The 21830-nt window shown below is 69.2% G+C and carries 20 protein-coding genes; all 20 read right to left on the bottom strand.

The window, feature by feature from the left end:
• Positions 1–18: 18 nt before the first annotated feature.
• The 20 genes from C5F75_RS00960 to flhC all read right to left on the bottom strand — a co-directional run bounded on the left by C5F75_RS00960 (position 19) and on the right by flhC (position 21800).
• Positions 19–837: a nucleotide-binding protein gene (locus C5F75_RS00960; RefSeq protein WP_059578133.1), complete on the bottom strand. Its 819-nt coding sequence runs from the start codon at positions 835–837 to the stop codon at positions 19–21.
• On the bottom strand, positions 830–2635 hold the full coding sequence (flhF, locus tag C5F75_RS00955; protein ID WP_060008805.1) for a flagellar biosynthesis protein FlhF: 1806 nt from the start codon (positions 2633–2635) through the stop codon (positions 830–832). The genes C5F75_RS00960 and flhF overlap by 8 nt, the downstream gene beginning before the upstream one ends.
• Complete coding sequence (gene flhA, locus C5F75_RS00950) at positions 2632–4734, bottom strand: flagellar biosynthesis protein FlhA (RefSeq protein WP_060008809.1); 2103 nt, start codon at positions 4732–4734, stop codon at positions 2632–2634. Before flhA ends, flhF begins: the two co-directional genes overlap by 4 nt.
• Positions 4731–5930: a flagellar biosynthesis protein FlhB gene (gene flhB / locus C5F75_RS00945; RefSeq protein WP_059578125.1), complete on the bottom strand. Its 1200-nt coding sequence runs from the start codon at positions 5928–5930 to the stop codon at positions 4731–4733. Before flhB ends, flhA begins: the two co-directional genes overlap by 4 nt.
• A 365-nt stretch (positions 5931–6295) precedes the next feature.
• On the bottom strand, positions 6296–6676 hold the full coding sequence (locus C5F75_RS00940) for a DUF805 domain-containing protein (protein WP_059578122.1): 381 nt from the start codon (positions 6674–6676) through the stop codon (positions 6296–6298).
• A 489-nt stretch (positions 6677–7165) separates the two neighbouring features.
• The gene (locus C5F75_RS00935) at positions 7166–7663 is read right to left on the bottom strand and encodes a VOC family protein (protein WP_059578119.1); all 498 of its coding nucleotides are present in this window, start codon (positions 7661–7663) and stop codon (positions 7166–7168) included.
• Between the two features lie 166 nt (positions 7664–7829).
• Positions 7830–9059: a DUF3443 family protein gene (locus tag C5F75_RS00930; RefSeq protein ID WP_059578115.1), complete on the bottom strand. Its 1230-nt coding sequence runs from the start codon at positions 9057–9059 to the stop codon at positions 7830–7832.
• 16 nt (positions 9060–9075) lie between these two features.
• Entirely contained in the window at positions 9076–9579 is a 504-nt protein-coding gene (locus tag C5F75_RS00925; protein ID WP_059578113.1) for a DUF2844 domain-containing protein, read from the bottom strand.
• A 303-nt stretch (positions 9580–9882) separates the two neighbouring features.
• Complete coding sequence (gene cheZ, locus C5F75_RS00920) at positions 9883–10614, bottom strand: protein phosphatase CheZ (RefSeq protein ID WP_059578110.1); 732 nt, start codon at positions 10612–10614, stop codon at positions 9883–9885.
• 2 nt (positions 10615–10616) lie between these two features.
• Positions 10617–11012, bottom strand: coding sequence for a chemotaxis response regulator CheY (cheY, locus tag C5F75_RS00915; protein WP_026045350.1), 396 nt, complete (start codon positions 11010–11012; stop codon positions 10617–10619).
• Positions 11013–11079: 67 nt separating this feature from the next.
• Positions 11080–12171, bottom strand: coding sequence for a protein-glutamate methylesterase/protein-glutamine glutaminase (locus C5F75_RS00910; RefSeq protein WP_059578107.1), 1092 nt, complete (start codon positions 12169–12171; stop codon positions 11080–11082).
• Entirely contained in the window at positions 12168–12902 is a 735-nt protein-coding gene (cheD, locus tag C5F75_RS00905; RefSeq protein WP_059578105.1) for a chemoreceptor glutamine deamidase CheD, read from the bottom strand. Before cheD ends, C5F75_RS00910 begins: the two co-directional genes overlap by 4 nt.
• Positions 12899–13891, bottom strand: coding sequence for a CheR family methyltransferase (locus tag C5F75_RS00900; RefSeq protein ID WP_059578103.1), 993 nt, complete (start codon positions 13889–13891; stop codon positions 12899–12901). Before C5F75_RS00900 ends, cheD begins: the two co-directional genes overlap by 4 nt.
• 3 nt (positions 13892–13894) lie before the next feature.
• Positions 13895–15856, bottom strand: a complete 1962-nt coding sequence (locus C5F75_RS00895) for a methyl-accepting chemotaxis protein (protein WP_059578101.1) — start codon at positions 15854–15856, stop codon at positions 13895–13897.
• 37 nt (positions 15857–15893) lie between these two features.
• A complete protein-coding gene (cheW, locus tag C5F75_RS00890; RefSeq protein WP_059578098.1) occupies positions 15894–16409 on the bottom strand; it encodes a chemotaxis protein CheW in 516 nt (171 codons plus the stop codon).
• 47 nt (positions 16410–16456) lie between these two features.
• Positions 16457–18733 (bottom strand): chemotaxis protein CheA, encoded by a 2277-nt coding sequence (cheA, locus tag C5F75_RS00885; RefSeq protein WP_059578095.1) that lies wholly within the window; start codon positions 18731–18733, stop codon positions 16457–16459.
• Between the two features lie 33 nt (positions 18734–18766).
• On the bottom strand, positions 18767–19144 hold the full coding sequence (locus C5F75_RS00880; protein ID WP_059578092.1) for a response regulator: 378 nt from the start codon (positions 19142–19144) through the stop codon (positions 18767–18769).
• 16 nt (positions 19145–19160) lie between these two features.
• Positions 19161–20180, bottom strand: coding sequence for a flagellar motor protein MotB (gene motB / locus C5F75_RS00875; RefSeq protein ID WP_059578090.1), 1020 nt, complete (start codon positions 20178–20180; stop codon positions 19161–19163).
• Positions 20181–20193: 13 nt separating this feature from the next.
• Complete coding sequence (gene motA, locus C5F75_RS00870) at positions 20194–21054, bottom strand: flagellar motor stator protein MotA (protein WP_059578087.1); 861 nt, start codon at positions 21052–21054, stop codon at positions 20194–20196.
• A gap of 191 nt (positions 21055–21245) precedes the next feature.
• Entirely contained in the window at positions 21246–21800 is a 555-nt protein-coding gene (gene flhC, locus C5F75_RS00865; protein WP_059578085.1) for a flagellar transcriptional regulator FlhC, read from the bottom strand.
• Positions 21801–21830: the final 30 nt, after the last annotated feature.

Genomic DNA, 21830 nt, shown 5'->3' with positions numbered 1-21830 from the left:
CCCTCCTCCGGGTGGCGCTCACGCGGCGTGTGCCGCGCCCGCCTCGTACGACGGCTTGCCGCCGGCGTGGACCGCGCGGCCCGCACCCGAACGCGGGCGCATCGGCCAGTACAACAGGTCGGCGGCAATCTGCCGGTAGTCGCGCGCGGCGGACGACGACGGAAACGCGTCGACCACCGCATGCATCAATTCGCGGGCGTGCTCGACGAGCGGATCGGCACTCACGCAGCCCGCGTCGGCGATCGACACGGTCAGGTAGCGGTTCGCGACGCCCGCGAGGTTGTCGAACGCCGCCTTCGCGTCCGCGTGGCTGCCGACCTGGTTGGTCAGCACGCGGAACTGCGCGAACGCGTGCGCGAAATGCAGCCGCTTCATGCACGCATACGCCTCGGTGATCGCCTGCGCGGCGACCCGCGTGACGACCAGCACGTCGTGCGCTTCGCGCGCGAGCGCCGAGAACGACCCATCGGCGCCGAGCTGCGCGTCGACGAGGACGATGTCGGCCGGGCCGTCGATGAAGTCGCTCAGTTGCGCGTCGCTGTAGCCGGCGCGCGCGAGCCGCGCCGCCGCGCACAGGCTGAAACCGGCCGCGACCCGCGTGCGCGCGCCGTCGCGCAGCCACGCGCCGGCGAGCGTCGCGCTGGCCGAGCGCACGTCGGCGCGCTCGTCGACGACGAGTACGTCCTTGCCGAGCGACGCGAGCGCCGCCGCGAGATTCACGACGGTCGACGTGCAGCCGACGCCCGCCGGCCCGCCCGTCACCGCGACGATGCGCGACGCGCGCCCGGCCAGCAGGCGGCGCAGCCCTTCGGCCTGATCGATGATCGGTTTATCCAAATCGCACCTCGTGCAGCTCGGCGGTGGAACGCGCGGTCAGTGCGGAGAGCAGCGTCGGCATGTCGTCGTCTTGCGGCACGAAGGGCGAGCCGTCGCGCGGCACGCAGAACGCGCTCTTCAGCAGGAATCGGGTCGACGCGACGTACAGGTTCTCCGGCACCTTCTGGCCGGTCGACACGTAGTGGACCGGCAGCTTGTAGCGGATCACCGTGTCGAGCACGCCGCCGAGGTGGGTCGCCTCGTCGAGCTTGGTCAGGATGCAGCCGGCCAGGTCGGGGTGCTCGCCCGCGCTGCGGTACGCCTGCACGACTTCGTTGAGCGTGTCGCCGTGGCTCGTCGCGTTCAGCAGCAGCAAGCGCTGCACCGGTGCGTTCGCGCCGTGCAGCATCGCGATCTGGTCGGACACCGCGCGGTCGCGCTGGCTCATGCCGATCGTGTCGATCAGCACGATGTGCTTGTTGCGCAGCTCGGACAGCGCGAGCGCGAGATCGCCCGCGTCCTTCACCGCGTGCACCGGCACGCCGAGGATCTTGCCGAAAATGCGCAGTTGTTCGTGGCCGCCGATCCGGTAGCTGTCGGTGGTCAGCAGCGCGACCTTGCTCGCGCCGAAGCGCATCACGCAGCGCGCGGCCAGCTTCGCGGTGGTGGTCGTCTTGCCGACGCCCGTCGGCCCCATCAGCGCGAACACGCCGCCGCGCTCCATCAGCGCGTCCTCGCTGTCGAGCACCGGCAGGTTCGACGCGAGCACCGACTGCGCCCATTCGGCGGCCTGCTCGAAGGTCTGCGCGCCGTCGCCGGCCGGCAGGTTGTCGACCAGCATCCGCACGAGCTGCGCGGAGAAACCGGCCGCGAACAGGTGCTTCGTCAGCGCGCCGTGAACGGCGCTGCGACGCTGGCGGTCGTGCCACATCAGGCTGTCGAACTGCTCCTCCATCATCCCGCGCAGCTCGCCGAGCTCGTGCATCACGGTGTCGTTGACGATCCGCTCGATGCGCGACTTCACCGCGTCGGCCACCGCGGCGGCCGCGTCGGAGGGCAGGCGCGTACGGTCCGCCGCCCTCGCCGCGTACGCGGCGCCCGTGTCGGGTGTGCGCTTCGTGGCGGCAGGCGATCCTGCGGCCGGCGATCCGGCGGCAGGCGATCCTGCGTTCGGCATCCTGCGTTCGGCCTCGCGCACGATGTCGCGGGCCCAGTCGGGCGGCGTCGCGCTGGCCGCGGGCTGCGGCGCGCTTGCCAGCGGCTCGACCGGCGCCTGCGCACGGGCGATCAGCGCGTCGCGCTGCTGCGTCAGGCGCTTCGCGTGCTCGACCAGCCACGGTGCGGGTTCGGAAGTGGCGGCCGGCGATCCGGCGGCAGGCGATCGTGCGGCCGGCGATCCGGCGGCCGGCGCGGCGATCGACGGCGCGGCGGCCGGCGCGTCCGCATCGCTCGACGAAGGCTGCATGTCAGCCTCTTGCGCGTCGGCGCTCGCGCCGAACACGGACGAGAACACGTCCGGCAGCCCGCCTTCGCCCGCCGCATACGGATTGACGGCCGGGCGCGGGGCGATGCCCGGGCGCGACACGATGCCCGGCACGGCGGCGGCCGGCACGGATTCCGGCAGGCGCGGCGAAGCGAAGCGCGGCCGCGCGGCCGGCGGCGCCACCGCGGCGAGATCCGAATCGGCGAGTGCGACGATTTCGACGCTGCCGTCATCGAGCGTGCGGTTCGACAGCACGACCGCGTCGGCGCCGAGCGCCTCGCGCACGAGACGAAGTGCGTCGCGGCTCGTTGCGCCGGTGAATTTGCGAATGTTCAAGCGGAACCCCCGATGACGTTAACGACTTTGATCGTGCGTGTGTCCGGCACTTCGGCGTACGACAGCACTTTCAATTGCGGCAGGCTGCGGCGCAGGAAACGCGCGAGCATCGCGCGCAGCGCGTGCTGCACCAGCAGCACCGGCGGCAGCCCGAGATTCTGTTGACGCAGCAACGCTTGCTGCGTGCCCGTCAGAAGGTTGTGCGCGAGGCCGGGCTCGAGGCCCGGGTTCGCGCCGGTGGCGAGCGCCTGCGACAGCACGCGCTCCAGATTCGCGTCGAGGCCCATCACCTGCATTTCGCCGTTGCCCGGATACCACTGCTGCGTGATCGCGCGGCCGAGCGAGAGGCGCACCGCGGCCGTGATCTCGAACGCGTCGCCGCGGCCCGCATGCTCGGACACGGCCTCGAGGATCGTGCGCATGTCGCGGATCGGCACGCCTTCCTCGAGCAGGTTCTGCAGCACCTTCTGCAGCGTGGTGAGCGAGATCGTCTTCGGCACGAGGTCCTCGACGAGCGACGGCGCGTCCTTGCCGGTGCGCTCGACGAGCGCCTGCACTTCCTGGCGGCCGAGCAACTCGGCCGCATGCTGGACGACCAGATGATTCAGGTGGGTCGCGACGACCGTGCTCGCATCGACCACCGTGTAGCCGTACACCTGCGCCTGCTCGCGCATCGCGACGTCGATCCACACGGCCGGCAGCCCGAACGCCGGATCCTGCGTGACGGCGCCCGGCAGCGCGGCCGTCACCTGGCCCGGGTTGATCGCGAGCCACTGGCCCGGGAACACTTCGCCGAAGCCGATCTCGACGCCCTTCAGCGCGATCCGGTATGCGTTCGGCCGCAATTCGAGGTTGTCGCGGATATGGATCACCGGCGGCAGGAAGCCGATTTCCTGCGCGAATTTCTTGCGGATGCTCTTGATGCGCTTGAGCAGCTCGCCGTCGCTGTTCTTGTCGACGAGCGGAATCAGCCGGTAGCCGACCTCGAGGCCGAGCGGGTCGATCAGCTGCACGTCGTCCCAGGTCGCTTCGTGGCTGTCGGCCGGCAGCACGGCGGGCGGCGCGATGTCGGTGACGTCGCCGGCCGCCTTGCGGGCCGCCGCGCGCCGGGTCTGCGTGCGCGCGAGCCAGATCGCGCCGGCGCCGAGCGCGAGGAACGCGAAGTGCGGCATCCCGGGGATCAGCCCCATCAGCACGATGATCGCGCCGGTGATGTTCAGCACGCGCGGGTTCGTGAACAGCTGGCCGGTGATCTGCGTGCCGATGTCCTCGTCGGTCGCGACGCGCGACACGATCACGCCGGCCGCAGTCGAGATCACGAGCGACGGGATCTGCGCGACGAGGCCGTCGCCGATCGTCAGCAGCGTGTAGTTGGTGCCGGCCGCGGCGAAGCTCATGTCGTGCTGGACCATCCCGACGATCAGCCCGCCGATCACGTTGATCGCCATGATGATCAGGCCGGCGATCGCGTCGCCGCGCACGAACTTCGACGCGCCGTCCATCGACCCGTAGAACTCGGCTTCCTGCGATACGGCGAGGCGCCGCTTGCGCGCCTGTTCCTCGTTGATGAGGCCCGCGTTCAGGTCGGCGTCGATCGCCATCTGCTTGCCGGGCATCGCGTCGAGCGTGAAGCGCGCGGACACTTCGGCGATCCGCCCCGCGCCCTTCGTGATCACCATGAAGTTGATGATCATCAGGATCACGAACACGACGATGCCGACCGCGAAGTTGCCGCCGACGAGGAAGTGGCCGAACGCCTCGATCACCTGGCCGGCGGCATCCGGCCCGGTGTGGCCTTCGAGCAGCACGACGCGCGTCGACGCGACGTTCAGCGACAGGCGCAGGAGCGTCGAGAACAGCAGCACGCTCGGGAACGCCGCGAAGTCGAGCGGCTTCATCGTGTACATGCTGACGAGCAGCACCATCACGGACAGCGCGATGTTGAACGTGAACAGCAGATCCAGCAGCACCGGCGGCAGCGGCAGGATCATCATCCCCAGGATCATGCAGATGAGGGTCGGGCCCGCGAGCGCGCGCAGATTGGTGCCCGCGAACGGGTTCGTGCGTTTGGCGAACAGGCCGGTGGTCGGGGTGCTCATGCTGCGTTCCCTTGCTGGCCGAGCGCGTCTTCGGCTTCTTCACGTTCGTCGTCGGCGGCGACCGACGCGCCCTTGTCGAGTTCGGCCGGCACGTCGAGATCGACCGGCACCGCCGGGAACGCGCCGCCTTCCGAACGGAAGCGCTTGAGCTGGTAGACCCACGCGAGCACTTCGGCGACCGCCGAGTACAGCGAGCCGGGGATCTCGCGCTCGAGTTCGACGTTGTGATACAGCGCACGCGCGAGCGGCGGCGCTTCGAGCAGCGGCACGTTGTGTTCGGCCGCGAGTTCGCGGATGCGCGCGGCGACGAGGTTCACGCCCTTCGCGACGACCTTCGGCGCGCGCATCTCGCCATCCGTGTATTGCAGCGCGACCGCGAAGTGCGTCGGGTTCGTGACGACGACGTCGGCCTTCGGCACGGCCGCCATCATCCGGCGGCGGGCGATCGCGCGCTGCTGCTGGCGGATCCGCCCCTTCACGTGCGGGTCGCCCTCGTTCTCGCGATGCTCGCGCTTCACTTCTTCCTTCGTCATGCGCAACTTCTTGTTGTACTGCCAGAGTTGGTAAGGCACGTCGAGCCCGGCGACCACCAGCATCCCGGCGACCGTCGTGCCGCAGCACACGGCGACCAGATGCAGCGCATCGGGCAGCGCGGCGCCGAGCGGCTGGGTCGCGAGGCCGAGCAGTTCGTCCTTGCTGCGCCAGATCGCGACGCCGCCGATCCCGCCGACGACCAGCGTCTTCGCGATCGACATCCCGAGCTGGATCGGCCCCTGGATCGAGAACATCCGGCCGAGGCCCGCGATCGGGTTCAGGCGGTCGAACTTCAGTTCGAGCGTCTTCTGCGAGATCAGCCAGCCGCCCAGCGCCATCGGCGCGAGCAGCGCGGCGACGCCGGTGAGCGCGAGGAGCGGCAGCAGCGCGGCGAAGCCTTCGAGGCTCGCGCTGCCGGCCGCCGACAGCATCCGGTCGGTGTCGAACGCGGTCGCGCGATCGAACGTGAACGCGCCGCGCAGCATCGCCTGCAGATGCGCGCCCGACGGGCCCGCGAACAGCCATGCGCCGTAGAACCCCGCCGCGAGCAGTGCGAACGAAGCCAGTTCGCGCGAACGCGCGACCTGCCCCTCCTCGCGCGCCTTCTCGCGGCGCCTGGGAGTGGCGGCTTCGGTCTTGTCGAGATCGCTCTCGTCTGCCACGGGGCCTCCAGTCGGGTACGGCGGAATGCCGTTTTTCAGTGACACCGATTATTCATGGAGGCGTCAAACGCCGATCGGTCGAGCAAAGCCGGGAAAGGGGGGTATTTCGGGGAATCGGGCGAGCGGCCGCGAACACGGCCGGAGCGGGGGCGGAACGACGCGCGGCGCGGCGCGAAAGCGGGCCGGGCGGCGCATCGGCGAAATGGCGGCCGCAGGCGGGACGGTGACGGTGCGATGCGAACGGAACGGTGAAACGGCGGGCGGGACAGCGGGACAGCGGGACAGCGGGACAGCAGGACAGCGGGAAAGCGGGAGAAGCGGGGCAAACGGCCCCCAACGGCGTCGTGCGTGGGGGCCAGCGTCGGTCAGACGGCCGGAATCGGGTCCGCGCCGAAACGGTTCGGGCCTTCGGTGCCGCGCGAGCACATCCACACGAGCAGCAGGATGCTGCCGACGATCGGAATCAGCGCGAGCAGCAGGAACCAGCCCGAGCGGCCCGTATCGTGCAGGCGGCGCACGCTGACCGCGATGCCCGGAACGATCAGCGCGAGCGACACCAGGGAGATCGCGCCGAGCAGCAGCAGCGTGATCAGGCCGCCGTCGCGGCCGGCGGCGCCGATGATCTGGCCGACGATCGACAGCACGCAGCTCAGCAGCGCGAAATACCAGTATTCGGCGCGGCGCGCACGGCCTTCGAACGTGGCGTATTTATTCAGTACGGCACGAATGGCTTCGGAAAAATTCATCTTATTACCCTCCTGTTTTATATTGGCACCCCGGAAACAACGCCGAAATTATAGGGTTGAATTTCAGTGCGCTCCATCTCTTTTCGCATGCGGCGCACTACGCGCACAGGGGCGTATCGCCCGCCCATATGACACGGAAATGGCTGCAATGGCGCATTTCGGCTTGGCCGGGGCTTGCACGCCGCGTCATTTTAATAATCGTGAAGATCTGACGGAAACGACGGCCCGGATAATCCGGCATTCGATTACAGCCGAATGAAACGGCCGCCCCGATAATCGACTCGAGGATCCGGCATGCGATTAACCGGGCAGCCGGCAATACGCAGGCGCGGCGGTCGCGTCACCCTTCGCCATTGTCGATACCGGCCGCATCGCCTCGCCCGACGGCAATACGGCACGGGCGGCCACTGGCCTCAAAGGCGTGAAAGGCGTGAAGGGCGTGAAAAGCCTGAACGGCCAGACCGAGCGAAGCGGCCTGGCCGGCCGCCGCTAACCGGCTGCCGCCCGCTGCAGCGCGCCGAGATCGAGCTTCTTCATCGTCATCACCTGCGCCATCACGCGCTCGGCGCGGGCCGGGTCGCCCGTCATCAGTTCGGCCATCTGCACGGGCACGACCTGCCACGACACGCCGAAGCGGTCGCGCAGCCACCCGCATTGCTGCGCGCGCGCGTCGCCGCCTTCGGACAGGCGCGCCCAGTAATGGTCGATCTCGTCCTGGTCGCGGCAGTTGACGACGAACGACACGGCCGGCGTCATCTGGAACATGGGGCCGCCGTTCAGCGCGACGAACGCCTGCCCATCGAGTTCGAACGCGACCGTCATCACCGTGCCCTCGGCCTGTCCGGACGCGTGCGCGCCGGCCTTGCCGTAGCGCGCGACGTGCACGATGCGCGCGTTGTCGAACACCGATACGTAGAAATCGGCCGCCGCCTCGGCGTCGCGGTCGAACCACAGGAACGGCGTGATGCGTTGTATGCGCGGGGTCATGGCGCTGTCTCCTCGATGTCGTACCGGCACCGGTGCCGGTCTTACATCGTAGGCGCTGCGCGCGCAGACGGCGGCGATTCCATCCGTAGTGCGCGCGGCCGGCTCTCGGATAAAAAAGGGGGCGATCGCTCGCCCCCTTTTTGCTGCTGCCCGCGGCCGTGCCGCGTCAGAACGCGACGAACGGCTGCGCGCCGCCGCTCGCGGTCTTGTCCATCCCGAAGTAGATCGTCTTGCCGTAGAAGTGCGGCATGCCGATGTCGAGCCAGCTGGACGAGCCGAACGGCCCCGCGATGTCGTTGAACGCGAACGTCGACGAATTCGAGAACAGCGAATCCGCGTTCGCGACCGGCATCGACACGGTGCCCGATGCGCCGTTCTGGCCGCTCAGCGTCGCCGAATAGGTGGTCGTTGACGACGGGCAGTAGAACTCCGTATTCCTCGAACAAACCGTCTGCGCCGAATCGTTGAAGAAATACGCGTTCGAGCCCGTATCGAAGAACGCGGTCACGTTGCGCCCCTGGAACGTCGCGCTGACGTCGCCGGTCGTGGTCGACGTCATCACCGTCTTGCCGCTCAGGTTCGGCAGGCCGAACGTCAGCGTGCCGGTCGCGCTCGCCTGCCCGTTGTCCGAGATGGTCGGCATCTGCACGCTCACGCCGTCGTTGTTCGCGAAACGATGCACGGGGTTCGCCACCTGCTGCGCGAGCGGCACGAGCGCGACCGTGCAGCTCGCGTTGTCGCCGTTCGGGCACGCGTAGTAGTTGTTGCTCGTCGACGTCGACGTCGCACACGTCGTGCCGCAGTCGTACGGCGCCGGCCCGATGCCGAGGATCCCGTTCGCGCCGAGCGCGCCCGTCGAGTTGGCCGACGCGCCGCCGTTCGTGCACGAGCTCGGCACGTTCGCCGTGCCGAGGTCGCCGATGATCTGCACCGGCAGCGACGCCGCCTGCTCGGAGCCGATCGACAGGTCGACCGTGCGCACCGACCCCCACGTGTAGCTCGACACGAACTTGCCGCATTCGGCGACCGGCGCGCCGCCGCTCGTCACATGCGGCAGGCTGCCAAGGACGCCCGACACCGCGCTGCCGACGAGCCGCAGCCCGTAGGACGCGGTATCGACGAGCACGTTGTTGACGATCTGGCAGTTCGACGTGCCCGGCACGCAGACCTTCACGCTGACGGTCGGGATGTTGATCACGTTCGCGGCGCCGGCGCCGACCGTGATGACGGCCGTGTTGCCGCTGTTGCCGTCGGAGCCGTTGTTGCCGGTATTGCCGTTGTTGCCCGCACTGCCGCCGCCGCCATCGCCGCCGCCGCATGCCGTCACGAGCACGGCCGTCGCGGCCAGGAGGCCCAGCACGCCGAGCCAGCGCTTGAATGTACGAGGAATGCTCAAGATCGCTCTCCCGCTGTCACTGGATATCGGTGCCGGCCACGCCGGCAGGCAGCGCCGACGGCAGCCATGCCTGGCCGGAGAAGGCGCCCATGTGGCCGCCCGTCCGGATCACGAGGCCGCTCGTCTCGACGGCCACCGGCGCACGCCAGCCGCGCGCCCGGTGCGCCGCCTGGACGCCGGCCGTGTACTGCGGGAAATAGCTGCCGAGCAGCGACGCGAGATCCGGCATCGTCGGCCCGCGCCAGGCGAGGCCGAACACGCTGCCTGCGGCCGACGTGTATTCGTGGATGACGGTGCCCGACCCGAGCGTGATCTCGCGCACGGTGTAGGCGGCCGCGCTCGTCTGCACGCCGTCCGCCGAGCGCATCGCGCGCTGCAGCGCGCGCACGGTGGCGGCCTGATCGTCCGCCGGCGGCGACATCGGCGCGCCGCCCAGTTCCGCGTGTGCGTGGACGGCCCACAGCACACCCATTGCAGCCGTCGCATGCGCGACGGTCCAGCCCAAGCGTTTCAGCTTCACGTTCCCCCCCAAGGGACTGGCTGCGTTGCCGACGGCGCCGCCATCGGCCCGCGCCGCCTGTCCACCGATGAATCGTACGAATGACCCTGCGTTGCTGCTGACGCGTAGTATGCCTGCGGAGTGTGTCCAATTGTCAATTCGACGCAGGATCACGCCGCGCCGCGCAGCGGTGGCGGGCTCGGGGAAACGACGCAGGAAACGGGGAATGCGCGCATCGGCGACCCTGCGGAACGGGGCGCCCGGCAAAGGGGCGCCCGGCAGTGGGGCGTCCGGCGAAGGGGCGCGCGGCTGCGCCGCGGCAGGTCAGAAACCGAGGCTCGCGAGCAAGTCGTCGACCTGCCCCTGGTCCTGAACCACGTCGGATTTGCCTTCCGGCGCGATCTGCGGGCCGTTCAGCAGCGACTCGGGGCTGCCGGTCGCGCTGATCTGTTCGGCCGCGAGCGCGGCGGCGGTGGCCGCGAACTGCTCGCGCCGCTCGGGCGCGATGTTCTCGACGAGCACGGTGAGGAGCTGCTGCTCGATCAGGTAGACCATGTCCATGATCTTCTTAATCACCTGCCCGGTCAGATCCTGGAAATCCTGCGCGAGCATGATCTCGAGCAGTTGCGCGCGGGTCGCCGCCGTCGATTCGGGCAGCGTGCGCAGGAACGCGCGCGTATCGTCCATCAGCTCGCGCACTTCCGCGTGCTCGATCGGCGCCGCGTACCACTGCGCCCAGCGTGCGTCAAGCGCCTCGGCCTCGTTCTGGACGCGCTCCTGCATCGGCTTCGCGATCTCGATCGCATTCAGCACGCGCACCGCGGCCTGCTCGGTCATCGTCGCGACGTAGCGCAGGCGGTCGCGCGCATCGGGCACGGCTTCGGCCGCGCGCTCGACATGCTTGTCGAGCCCGAGCTCGCGCATCGAATCGCGCAGCGTGCGCGTGACGTGGCCGATGCGCGCGAGGATCCGGTCGCTCGCGTAATCGGCGCCTTCGGCATGGCCGTCGGCGTTGACCGCCGCGCCGGCGAGCGCCGCATGGATCGGCTCGTTCACGTTCAGCTCCCGGTCTTGGCCATCTTGTCGATGATCTTGTTCAGCTTCTCGTCGAGCGTCGCGGCCGTGAACGGTTTCACGACATAGCCGCTCGCGCCGGCCTGGGCGGCCGCGATGATGTTCTCCTTCTTCGACTCGGCCGTGACCATCAGCACCGGCAGATGCGTGAGCGTCGCGTCCGCGCGGATTTCCTTCAGCATCGCGAGGCCGTCGAGGTTCGGCATGTTCCAGTCGGAGATCACGAAGTCGAAGCCGCCGCCGCGCAGCCGCGCGAGGCCGGCCGCGCCGTCTTCCGCCTCGTCGACGTTCGTGTAGCCCAGTTCCTTGAGCAGGTTGCGGACGATCCGGCGCATCGTCGGGAAATCGTCCACCACCAGGATTTTCATGCTCTTGTCCATCGTCGTTCCTTTCCAGATTCGTTTCCGTCGAGGCGTGTAGCGTGGCACGCGCCTCGTGACATTCCATTCACACGCGCTGCACGCGGTCGCCCATCGTCGCCAGGCGCGCCATCACGCGGCGGCTCATGTCGGCGAGCGGCGCGACCTCGTCCGCGCCGCCGAGCGCGATCGCCTCGCGCGGCATCCCGAACACGATGCAGCTCGCTTCGTCCTGCGCGAACGTGTGAGCGCCCGCGCGTTTCATTTCCAGCAGGCCGGCCGCGCCGTCGCGGCCCATCCCGGTGAGGATCACGCCGATCGCGTTCTTGCCCGCGTGCGTCGCCGCCGAGCGGAACAGCACGTCGACCGACGGGCGGTGCCGGTTCACCGGCGGCTCGTCCGACAGTTGCGCAATATAGTTCGCGCCGCTTCTCGCGAGCAACAGGTGTGCGTGCCCCGGCGCGATGTACGCATGGCCGGGCAGCACGCGTTCGCCGTGCTCGGCTTCCTTCACCGCGATCCGGCACAGCCCGTTCAGCCGCTGCGCGAACGACTTCGTGAAGCCCGGCGGCATGTGCTGCGCGATCAGCACGGCCGGCGCATCCGGCGGCAGCGGCGTCAGCACTTCGCGGATCGCCTCGGTGCCGCCCGTCGACGCGCCGATGATGATCAGCTTCTCGGTACTGACGAGCGGGTTGTTGATCATCGGCGCGGCCGCGGCGCTGTCCGCCGCGCGCGCGGCGGCCTGCGGCTGCGGCGCCTGGCGCACGCGCGCACGCGACGCCGCGCGGATCTTGTCGGCAAGCTTTTCCGCGTAGTCGAGCATCCCGTCGCGAATCCCGACGCGCGGCTTCGTGACGAAATCCACCGCGCCGAGTTCGAGCGCGCGCAGCGTGATTTCCGAGCCGCGCTCGGTCAGCGACGACACCATCACGACCGGCATCGGCCGCAGGCGCATCAGCTTCTCGAGGAAGTCGAGCCCGTCCATGCGCGGCATTTCGACGTCGAGCGTGAGCACGTCGGGGTTGTGCTGCTTGATGAGCTCGCGCGCGACGAGCGGATCGGGCGCGGTCGCGCACACCGTCATGTCGGGCTGGCTGTTGATGATCTCGGTCATCAGGCTGCGGATCAACGCCGAATCGTCGACGCACAATACTTTGATCTTCTGCACTGCGGTCATGCCTCCTGCTTTCTTGATAGGTTTGCCGCCCGTCCGCCGCCGGCTGCGGCCGCGCGGCCGCCGGCCGGCGCGGCGCCGCGCCCGCCGAACAGCTCGATGCGCGGGCGCGCCGGCTGCGGCGCGGCAGGCCGCTTCGCGGCAAACAGCTCGACGTGCGCGCGGCGGGCGCGCTCGGCCTCGCGCGCGAGCGCGGCTTCGCGCTCGGTCACGCCCGGCACCTGCAGCCGCAGCTTCTTCACCATCGCGCGCCCGCTGTGCGGCATGAACGCGACCTTGCGAGGATGCACGCCCTGCAAGTCTTCCGCGGTGATGCGGATGCGCTCGAGCGCGAGGTAGCGGCGCACGAAATCGGCGTTGCGATCGCCGATGTTGATCGTCGTCATCCCGGCCAGCACGGCCGCGCCGCCGAACACCTTCGCCTCGAAGCGCTCGCGGCGCCCGCCGGCCTTGATCAGCTCGTTGATCAGCACTTCCATCGCATACGCGCCGTAGCGCATCGATTCCGACGCGGCCGCGCCCGGATCGGCGCCGTCGTCCGGCAGCATGAAGTGGTTCATCCCGCCGATGCCCGCGTACGGGTCGTGCAGGCACGCGGCGACGCACGAGCCGAGCACGGTCATCAGCACCATGTCATCGGCCGTCGTGTAGAACTCGTTCGGCAACAGCTTCACGCCGGGGCGCTCGAAGTGGTTGTCGAAGTAGCGATTGGTCGCGATCGGCAGTGCGCTCATCCGCGCTCTCCCAGGGCCGGCGCGCCGCTCGCGGCCCGTGCGCGCACGGGCGACGGCAGCTCGGCCGCCGCGCTCGCCGGCGCAGGGCGCGCGCGCGCACCCTGCGCGGCGTCGCGCGTGAGTTCGTACACAGTCTGCCCGCGCAGCCGGAACGCCTGCGTCACGTACGTGAAGTTCTCCGAATGGCCGGCGAACAGCAGGCCGCCCGGCTTAACGAGCGGCTCGAAGCGCGACAGCACCTGCCCCTGCGTCGGCTTGTCGAAATAGATCATCACGTTGCGGCAGAAGATCGCGTCGAACGGCTTCGCGATCCCGTAGTCCGCATCGGTCAGGTTCAGTTGCTCGAAGCGGATCATCGCGCGCAGCTCGGGGCGCACCTTCACGCGGCCGGCCTGCGCGCCCGTGCCCTTCAGGAAGAAGCGCTTGAGCCGCTCCGGCGACAGGTGCTTGACCTGGTCGTACGTGTAGATGCCGGCTTCGGCCTTCGCGAGCACCTGCGTGTCGAGATCGGTCGCGAGGATCGACGCGCCGCGCGCGGCCGTTTCGCCGAGCGCCTCGATCAGCGTGATCGCGATCGAGTACGGCTCCTCGCCGGTCGACGCCGCCGAGCACCAGACCGAGACCGGCGCCGGCCGCCCTTTCACGAATTCCGACAGGATCGGGAAATGGTGCGCCTCGCGGAAAAACGCGGTCAGGTTGGTCGTCAGCGCATTGGTGAACGCTTCCCACTCGAGCGGATCGTCTTCCTGTTCGAGCAGGTCGAGGTAGTCGCGGAACGTGTCGAGGCCGCGCGCCCGCAGCCGCCGCGCGAGACGGCTGTAGGCCATGTCGCGCTTGTGCTCGGACAGCGAGATGCCCGCGCGTTGGTGGATCAGCGCGCGAATGCGTGCGAAATCCGCGCCGGTGAACGCGAAGTCGCGCCCCGGCTCGCCCGCGCGAGGCGAGGCATCCGGTGCATCGGGTCGAAACGGCGCGCGCGCGTGCTGCATGGCTTAGAAGGTCTCCCAGTCGTCGTCGGACGCGCCGGCGGCCGCCAGCGCGGGCTTCTCGCCGCTCAGCGCCGGGCGCACGAGCGCGGGCTTCGCGGCCGGCTTGTCCGCCGGGGCGGCCGTCTTCGCCAGACGCGGGCCATAGCCGCCCGCCGCGGCGGCGCCACCACGGGCAGCCGATGCGTCCTTCTGCGTGCGCGGCGCGGCGTCCGCCGCGCGCTTCGGTTCGTGCTCGGCGCCCGACGCAGCCGTGCGCGACGCCGGCGCGCCGCGCCGTGCCGCCGGCTGGGCCGCACCCTGCGGCGCCGGCAGCGCGGCGACCGGCGCGTCGTGGCGCGACGCCGACGGCAGCGCCGCCGGTTCGTGCGCGGCCGGCCGCGCGACGCTGCGCGCTGGCGCGAGCGCGATGCCGCCCGCGACGCGCCAGCCCGACACGATCGCCTTCATCTGGCGCGTCTGCTCCTCGAGCGATGCGGCCGCGGCGGCCGCCTGCTCGACGAGCGCCGCGTTCTGCTGCGTGACCGCATCCATCTGGCCGACCGCGCGGTTGACCTGCTCGATGCCGGTCGACTGCTCGTCGGACGCGGCGCTGATCTCGCCCATGATGTCGGTCACGCGGCGCACGGCCTGCACGATCTCGTCCATCGTCGAGCCGGCGCGCGCGACGAGCGCCGACCCGCTGTCGACCTTCTCGGCCGAATCGCCGATCAACTGCTTGATTTCCTTCGCGGCGCTCGCGCTGCGCTGCGCGAGCGAGCGCACCTCGCCCGCGACCACCGCGAAGCCGCGGCCCTGCTCGCCGGCGCGCGCCGCCTCGACGGCCGCGTTCAGCGCGAGGATGTTGGTCTGGAACGCGATGCCTTCGATCGTGCCGATGATGTCGACGACCTTGCCGGAGCTCGCCGCGATGTCCTGCATCGTCGACACGACCTGGCCGACCACCTCGCCGCCCTGCGTCGCGATGTCCGACGCGTTCACCGCGAGCTGGCTCGCCTGCCGCGCGTTCTCCGCGTTCTGCCGCACGGTTCCCGTCAGCTGCTCCATGCTCGACGCGGTTTCCTGCAGCGACGCGGCCTGCTCCTCGGTGCGCTGCGACAGGTCGATGTTGCCGGTGGCGATCTCGCGCGCGCCGACGTCGATCGATTCGGTGCCGCGATGCACGGCCTGCACCATCGTCGTCACCGCGTCCTGCATCCGCTTGATGCCGCCGAACAGGCGGCCGATCTCGTTCGTGCTCGATACGTTCACCGGCTGCGTGAGGTCGCCCCCGGCAATGCGCTCGAAGTGCGCGATCGCATCCTCGATCGGCTGGACGATCAGCCCGCGCAGCACGAAGCGGATCGCGATCACGACGACGAACGCGATCGCGATGCCGGCCGCGATCAGCGCGATCATCATCGAGATCTGCGACTGCGTCGCGGTCTGACGTTCTTGCGCGCGCTTCTGCAGCGCGGCGATCACGGCCGACGCCGTCTGGTCGAACGCGACGAACATCGGGCTGATCTTCGTGTCCGCCACCGCGTGGTACGCAGCCATGTCGCCCGCGCGCGCCGCGGCAAATTCGGGCTCCACGCCTTCCTTCACGATCGTCGTGTAGCGTGCGGCGAGCTCGTCGAGAAGCGCCTGCTCGACACCGAGCTTCGGCGTCGACTGGAACGCCTGCCAGTTCTGGTTCGACTTCGCGAACAGCTCCTGCGCGCGGTCGAGCACCTTCGCCGCGTCGGCCGCATTGCCGGCTTCGGTCAGCGTACGGAAGCGATCGAGCGCCACGCGCGAGCGCAGCAGTTGCGCGGCCGTGTCGTCGAGCGCGTGGATCGCCGGCAGGTCGACGTGCGCGATCTCGTCGAGCGAACGGCTCGCCTGATTGAGCGCGTAAAGGCCGAGCCCGCCGACCGCGGCGGCCAGGCACACGAGGATGAGTCCGACCGCCGTGAGCGTCGTGCGGATCGACCAGTTATGCAACATTGCAGATTCTCCCGAAATTGCTGCGCGCGCGGCGCGCTTACCCGCCGAGTGTCTCGATCAGCGCCATTTCACGGCTCGACATCAGCTTCTCGATGTCCATCAGGATCAGCATCCGGCCGTCGACCGTGCCGAGGCCGGTCAGGTACTCGGTCGTCAGCGTCGCGCCGAATTCCGGCGCCGGCATGATCTGGTCGGTCTGCAGCGTCAGCACGTCCGACACGCCGTCGACCACCATCCCGACCACGCGGTTCGACACGTTCAGGATGATCACGACGGTCTGGTGGTCGTACTCGACGCGGCCGAGGTGGAACTTGATCCGCATGTCGACGATCGGCACGATGATCCCGCGCAGGTTGATCACGCCCTTGATGAACTCGGGCGCGTTCGCGATTCGCGTGACGCTGTCGTAGCCGCGGATTTCCTGCACTTTCAGGATGTCGATCCCGTATTCCTCGTCGCCGAGCGTGAAGACGAGGAATTCCTGGCCCGTCGCATCGCCGTGTTCGGCGTCGCGGCGGCTCGTGGCCGCGTTCGCCGCGGCCGGATTGATCATTTGAACTTCAGCGGACACGTTTGCCCCCAATCGGTTGATGGCGAGAGTCAGAAGACGGCGAGTTCGGCGCCCGCACGGGCGCCGTGCGTCGCACGGGTTTCGCGGTTCAGCGCCGCGACGTCGACGATCAGCGCGACGCTGCCGTCGCCCAGGATGGTCGCCGCCGAGATGCCGTGGACCTTGCGGTAATTGGTTTCGAGGTTCTTCACGACCACCTGCTGCTGGCCGACCAGCTCGTCGATCAGCATCGCGAAGCGGCGCCCCTCGGTTTCCATGATCGTGACGATCCCCTGGGTCGGGTCGGTGCGCGCGTCGTCGACCGAGAACACCTCGTGCAGCGCGACGAGCGGCAGGTATTCGCCGCGCACGCGCACCACGCGCTCGCCGTTGCCGACCGTGTAGATGTCGTCGTTCGACGGCTGCAGCGACTCCATCACGAAGTTCAGCGGCAGGATGAAGATCTCGCTGCCCACCTTCACCGACATCCCGTCGAGGATCGCGAGCGTGAGCGGCAGCACGATCCGCGTGGTCGTGCCGCGGCCGGCCTGCGACGAGATTTCGACATGGCCGCCCATCGACTGGATGTTGCGCTTCACCACGTCCATCCCGACGCCGCGGCCCGACACGTCGGTCACCGTCTCGGCCGTCGAGAAGCCCGGCGCGAAGATCAGTTGCCAGACTTCGTCGTCGCTGATGTTCTCGGAGATCTGCATGCCCTGTTTCGCGGCCTTCGCGAGGATCCGCTCGCGGTTCAGGCCCGCGCCGTCGTCGCTCACCTCGATCACGATGTTGCCGCCGTGATGCGCGGCCGACAGCACGAGCTGGCCGACCGCGTCCTTGCCGGCGGCGACGCGCTTGTCGACCGTTTCGATCCCGTGGTCGAGGCTGTTGCGCACGAGGTGCGTGAGCGGATCGATGATCCGTTCGATCAGGCTCTTGTCGAGCTCGGTCGCCTGGCCGAACGTCACGAGCTCGACCTGCTTGCCGAGCTTGCCGGCGAGATCGCGCACGAGGCGCGGGAAGCGGCTGAACACGTAGTCCATCGGCATCATGCGGATCGACATCACCGCTTCCTGCAGGTCGCGCGCATTGCGCTCGAGCTGCGCCATCCCGTTGAACAGGCGGTCGTGCAGCGCCGGATCGAACGCGCTGGCCGTCTCGGCCAGCATCGCCTGCGTGATCACCAGTTCGCCGACGAGGTTGATCAGTTGGTCGACCTTCTCGACGCCGACGCGGATCGAGCTGCCTTCTGCGCCGCCCGCGGCCGCGGCGGCCGGGCGTGCGCGCTTGTCGTCGTGATGCGCGGCGGCGGCCGGCGCCGCGTGTTCGGCCGGCTGCGGTTGCGCTCGAGCGTGTTGCTGCGGCGGCGTGGCGGCTGCCGCGGCCGGGGCGGCCGGGGCGGCGGGCGGCTCGGCCGGCGTCGATGCCGGCGCAGCCGGTTGCGGCGCGGCGGCCTGCGGCGCGAACACCTCGACGCGTGCGGGCGGCGCGGCGGCGGCCGGGGCGGCGGCCACGGCGGCGGCGTCCTTCGCATCGCCGGCGGCGGCCGGCGCCGTGCCGCGTGCGACGCGAATCTGGCTTTCGTCGATCACGAAGCAGCACACGGCGACGATGTCGTCGGACGGCACCTCCGATTCGACCCACAGCGACAGGTCCGCGCCCGCTTCCTCGCGGCCGACGATCCGGCCGAGGTTGCCGAGTTCCTCGGTGAGCAGCGCCTGGTCCTTCGCGTCGACGCCGACCAGCGTGATCTTCAGGTGCGGGCCGTCGGCATCGGCGTCAGCCGCCGGATGCGCGGCCGCGACGGCCTGCTCGACCACATGGTCGGGCGCGCGATCGCCGCTTGCGACGGGCTCGGCGGCCGGCGCCACGGCGGCGGCGACCGGCATAGGCGCGGCCGGCGCCGGCTCGGCTGCCGCGGGCGCGCCCGAGCCGCTTTCGGCCTTCAGCCGTTCGAGCTTCGCGCAGATCGCCGCGGCGGCGGCCGCGTCCGGTTCGGCGCTCGCGCGGTAGTCGACGAGCTGGTCGGACAGCACGTCCTTCGTTTCCAGGAACGCGTCGACCATCTCCTTGGTCAGCGTCAGCTCATGGTTGCGCGCGCGGTCGAGCAGCGATTCGAGGATGTGCGTCGTATCGGTCAGCGCGGAGAAGCCGAACGTCGCCGCGCCGCCCTTGATCGAATGCGCGGCGCGGAAGATCGCCGCCAGATCCTCGGGATCGGGCGAATCGACGTCGAGGTTCAGCAGCAGCTGCTCCATCTGCGCGAGCAACTCGTCCGCTTCGTCGAAAAAGGTCTGGTAGAACTGAGTGATGTCGAGAGTCATGCCCGGTCACCGGTTGAATTCGTCGCGTTCATGTCAGGAGGCAGCCGGCTCGGACAGCGTGGCGACCAGGTCGACCAGCACGCCCGGGTCGATCGGCTTTTCGATCCAGCCGGTCGCGCCCGCGTCGCGTGCCGCGTCCTTGAACGCGTCGCTGCCCTCGGTCGTCAGGATGAGGATCGGCGTGTCCGCGTACGCGCTCAGCTTGCGCAGCGCGGCGATCACCTCGAGCCCGCTCTTGCGCGGCATGTTCTGGTCGGTCAGGACCAGGTCGTACGGCGCCGTCGCCGCCATGTCGAAGCCGGCTTCGCCGTCCGGCGCCACCGTCACGTCGTAGCCGGCCTGCGCAAGCGTCGCCTGCAGCAGCGCACGCATGGTCGCGGAGTCGTCGATGGCGAGAATGGTTCGGATCATGTCTGTCTCGGAAACGTCAGGGTTTCGGCGCCACGGCCACGGCGCTCGCCACGATCGGACGCGCCGCCGGCGTCGGGCCGCCGAGCTGCTGCGCGAGCAGCTTCGAACCGGCCGCGTCGGCGGACAGCGTCGTCGTCGTCGCGTCGTCGCGCATCAGCGCTTCTTCGGATTTGCGATTCAGCACGATCACGCTGATCCGGCGGTTTTCCGGATCGAGCGGATCGGCCTTGTTCAGGTTCTGCGTCGACGCGAGGCCGAGCACGCGCAGCACTTTCGCCTCGTCCATGCCGCCGGAGATCAGCTCGCGGCGCGATGCGTTCGCGCGATCGGCCGACAGCTCCCAGTTGCTGTAGCCGCCCTCGCCGCCCGCGTACGGCACGGCGTCGGTGTGGCCCTGGACGATGATCCGGTTCGGCACGTCGTTCAGCGTCTTGCCGATCTCGCGCAGGATGTCGCGCATGTACGGCTCGACGTGGTCGCTCGACATCGCGAACATCGGCCGCTTCTGCGAATCGACGATCTCGATGCGCAGCCCCATCAGCGTCGAATCGATGCGGATCTGCTGCTTGAACTGGCGCAGCGTCGGATTGGCCTCGATCGCGGCCATCAGCTTGATCTGCAGGTCGTGCAGGCGCGTCTGCTCGAGCCGGTCCTGCGCGCCCTGCGCCTGCGACCGCGAATGCTCGTCGCCCGCCTTCGCGAGGCGCTCGGCAAGCGGCGTCGTGCCGTCGGTGCGGCGCAGCGTGCCGGCGTCCGCGCTCGACAGGTCGCGGCCGCCGCCGTTGATGATGCTGGAATCCTGCGAGCTGCGGTCGCCGCTGCCGAGGATCGCGGCCTTCAGCGGCATGTTGAAGTATTCGGCGATCCCCTTCAGCTGCACCGGCGTGACCGAGCTCAGCAGCCACATCAGCAGGAAGAACGCCATCATCGCGGTCATGAAGTCCGCGTACGCGAGCTTCCATGCGCCGCCGTGATGGCCCTTCTTCGCCGGGGCCACCCGCTTGACGACGATCGCGCGATCCTTGCTCTTGCTCATCGGTCGCTCCGCCTCACTTCGCCTTCACGCGTCGCACGTGCTCTTCGAGCTCCGAGAACGACGGGCGCTCGGTCGAGAACAGCACCTTGCGGCCGAACTCGACCGCGATCGCCGGCGCATAGCCGTTCAGCGTCGCGAGGATCGTCACCTTGATGCACTGGAACATCTTGGTCGACTCGGCCACGCGCTGCTCCGCGAGGCTCGCGAGCGGCCCGATCAGCCCGTACGACAGCAGGATCCCGAGGAACGTGCCGACCAGCGCCTGCGCGATCATCGCGCCGAGCACCGCGGGCGGCTTGTCGGCCGAGGCCATCGTGTGGACGACGCCCATCACGGCCGCGACGATCCCGAACGCCGGCATCGCGTCGCCGACGCGCATCAGCGCATGCGCCGGGCCTTCGCCTTCCGTGTGGTGCGTCTCGATCTCCTCGTCCATCAGGCTCTCGATCTCGAACGCGTTCATGTTGCCGCCCACCATCAGGCGCAGGTAGTCGGTCAGGAATTCGACGATGTGGTGATCGGCGAGGATCTTCGGGTATTGCGTGAAGATCGGGCTCTTTTCCGGATCGTCGATGTCGGCCTCGAGCGTCAGCGTGCCTTCCTTGCGTGCCTTCGCGAGCAGCACGTAAAGAAGCGCCATCAGCTCCATATAGACGTCCTTCGTGTATTTCGAGCCCTTGAAGAGCGTCGGCAGCACGCGCAGCGTGGCCTTGATGGTCTTGCCGCCGTTGCCGAGGATGAACGCGCCGACGCCGGCGCCCACGATCATCAGGACCTCGATGGGCTGGATCAAGGCGCCCAGATGTCCGCCCGCCAGCGCATAACCGCCGAAGACCGACAACAGCGTCACGAGTGTTCCCACGATAATCAGCACTGCCTGTCCCTCACGAAAGACCGGCGGGAAGACCGCCGTTAAACAGGTTTACGGCAGTCGGCAGGAAAACTTTCGCGGCCGCCCGGCGGCGGCCCGACGGTGTTTACCAGCAGTGCGCGGACGATTCGCGCGGCCCGCGGGCGCCGCCCGTGCGACGCTCGCGCCCCGCCCGGCGTTGCCCGGCGCGGCGCTCAGGCCAGGGCGGCGGCCAGTTCGGCGCGCGCGGCGGCGGCCTTGCGCGTCTTGCCGGCGCGCGACGGCGGCTGGCACAGGCCGCACACGAAACCTTGATGCGGATCATGCGCATGCGCGACGAAATGGCCGCCGCAGCGCGTGCACGGCGTCATCTGCAGCATCCCAGAATCGAAGAAGCGCACCAGCGTCCATGCCCGCGTGAGGCTCAGCGCGGCCTCGTCGCCGGACAGGTTCACGTGCTCCAGGTAGAGCCGGTACGCCTTCACGATCGACTGGATCGGCTCGCAGCGGCCGTGGTCCTGCATGAACCGGTAGATGTTGTAGAACAGCGACGAGTGGATGTTCGGCTGCCACGTCATGAACCAGTCGGTCGAGAACGGCAGCATCCCCTTCGGCGGCGACACGCCCTTCAGTTCCTTGTACAGCTTGATCAGACGGTCCCGCGACAGGCTCGTCTCCGCCTCCAGCAGCTGCAGCCGGGCGCCCAGTTCGATCAGTTCGATGGCGAGGGTGATTTCCTTCACCTCGATCACGACGCTTTTGCTTGCCATGGTGATAACCGTCCGCTTGACGTTGTTCGA

It is taken from the genome of Burkholderia anthinoferrum (genome assembly GCF_002925705.1).
In the GTDB taxonomy this organism is placed as follows: Bacteria; Pseudomonadota; Gammaproteobacteria; order Burkholderiales; family Burkholderiaceae; genus Burkholderia; species Burkholderia semiarida.
The sequence above is the reverse complement of the archived record's forward strand: the minus strand, read 5'-3'. Positions and strand labels throughout refer to the sequence as shown.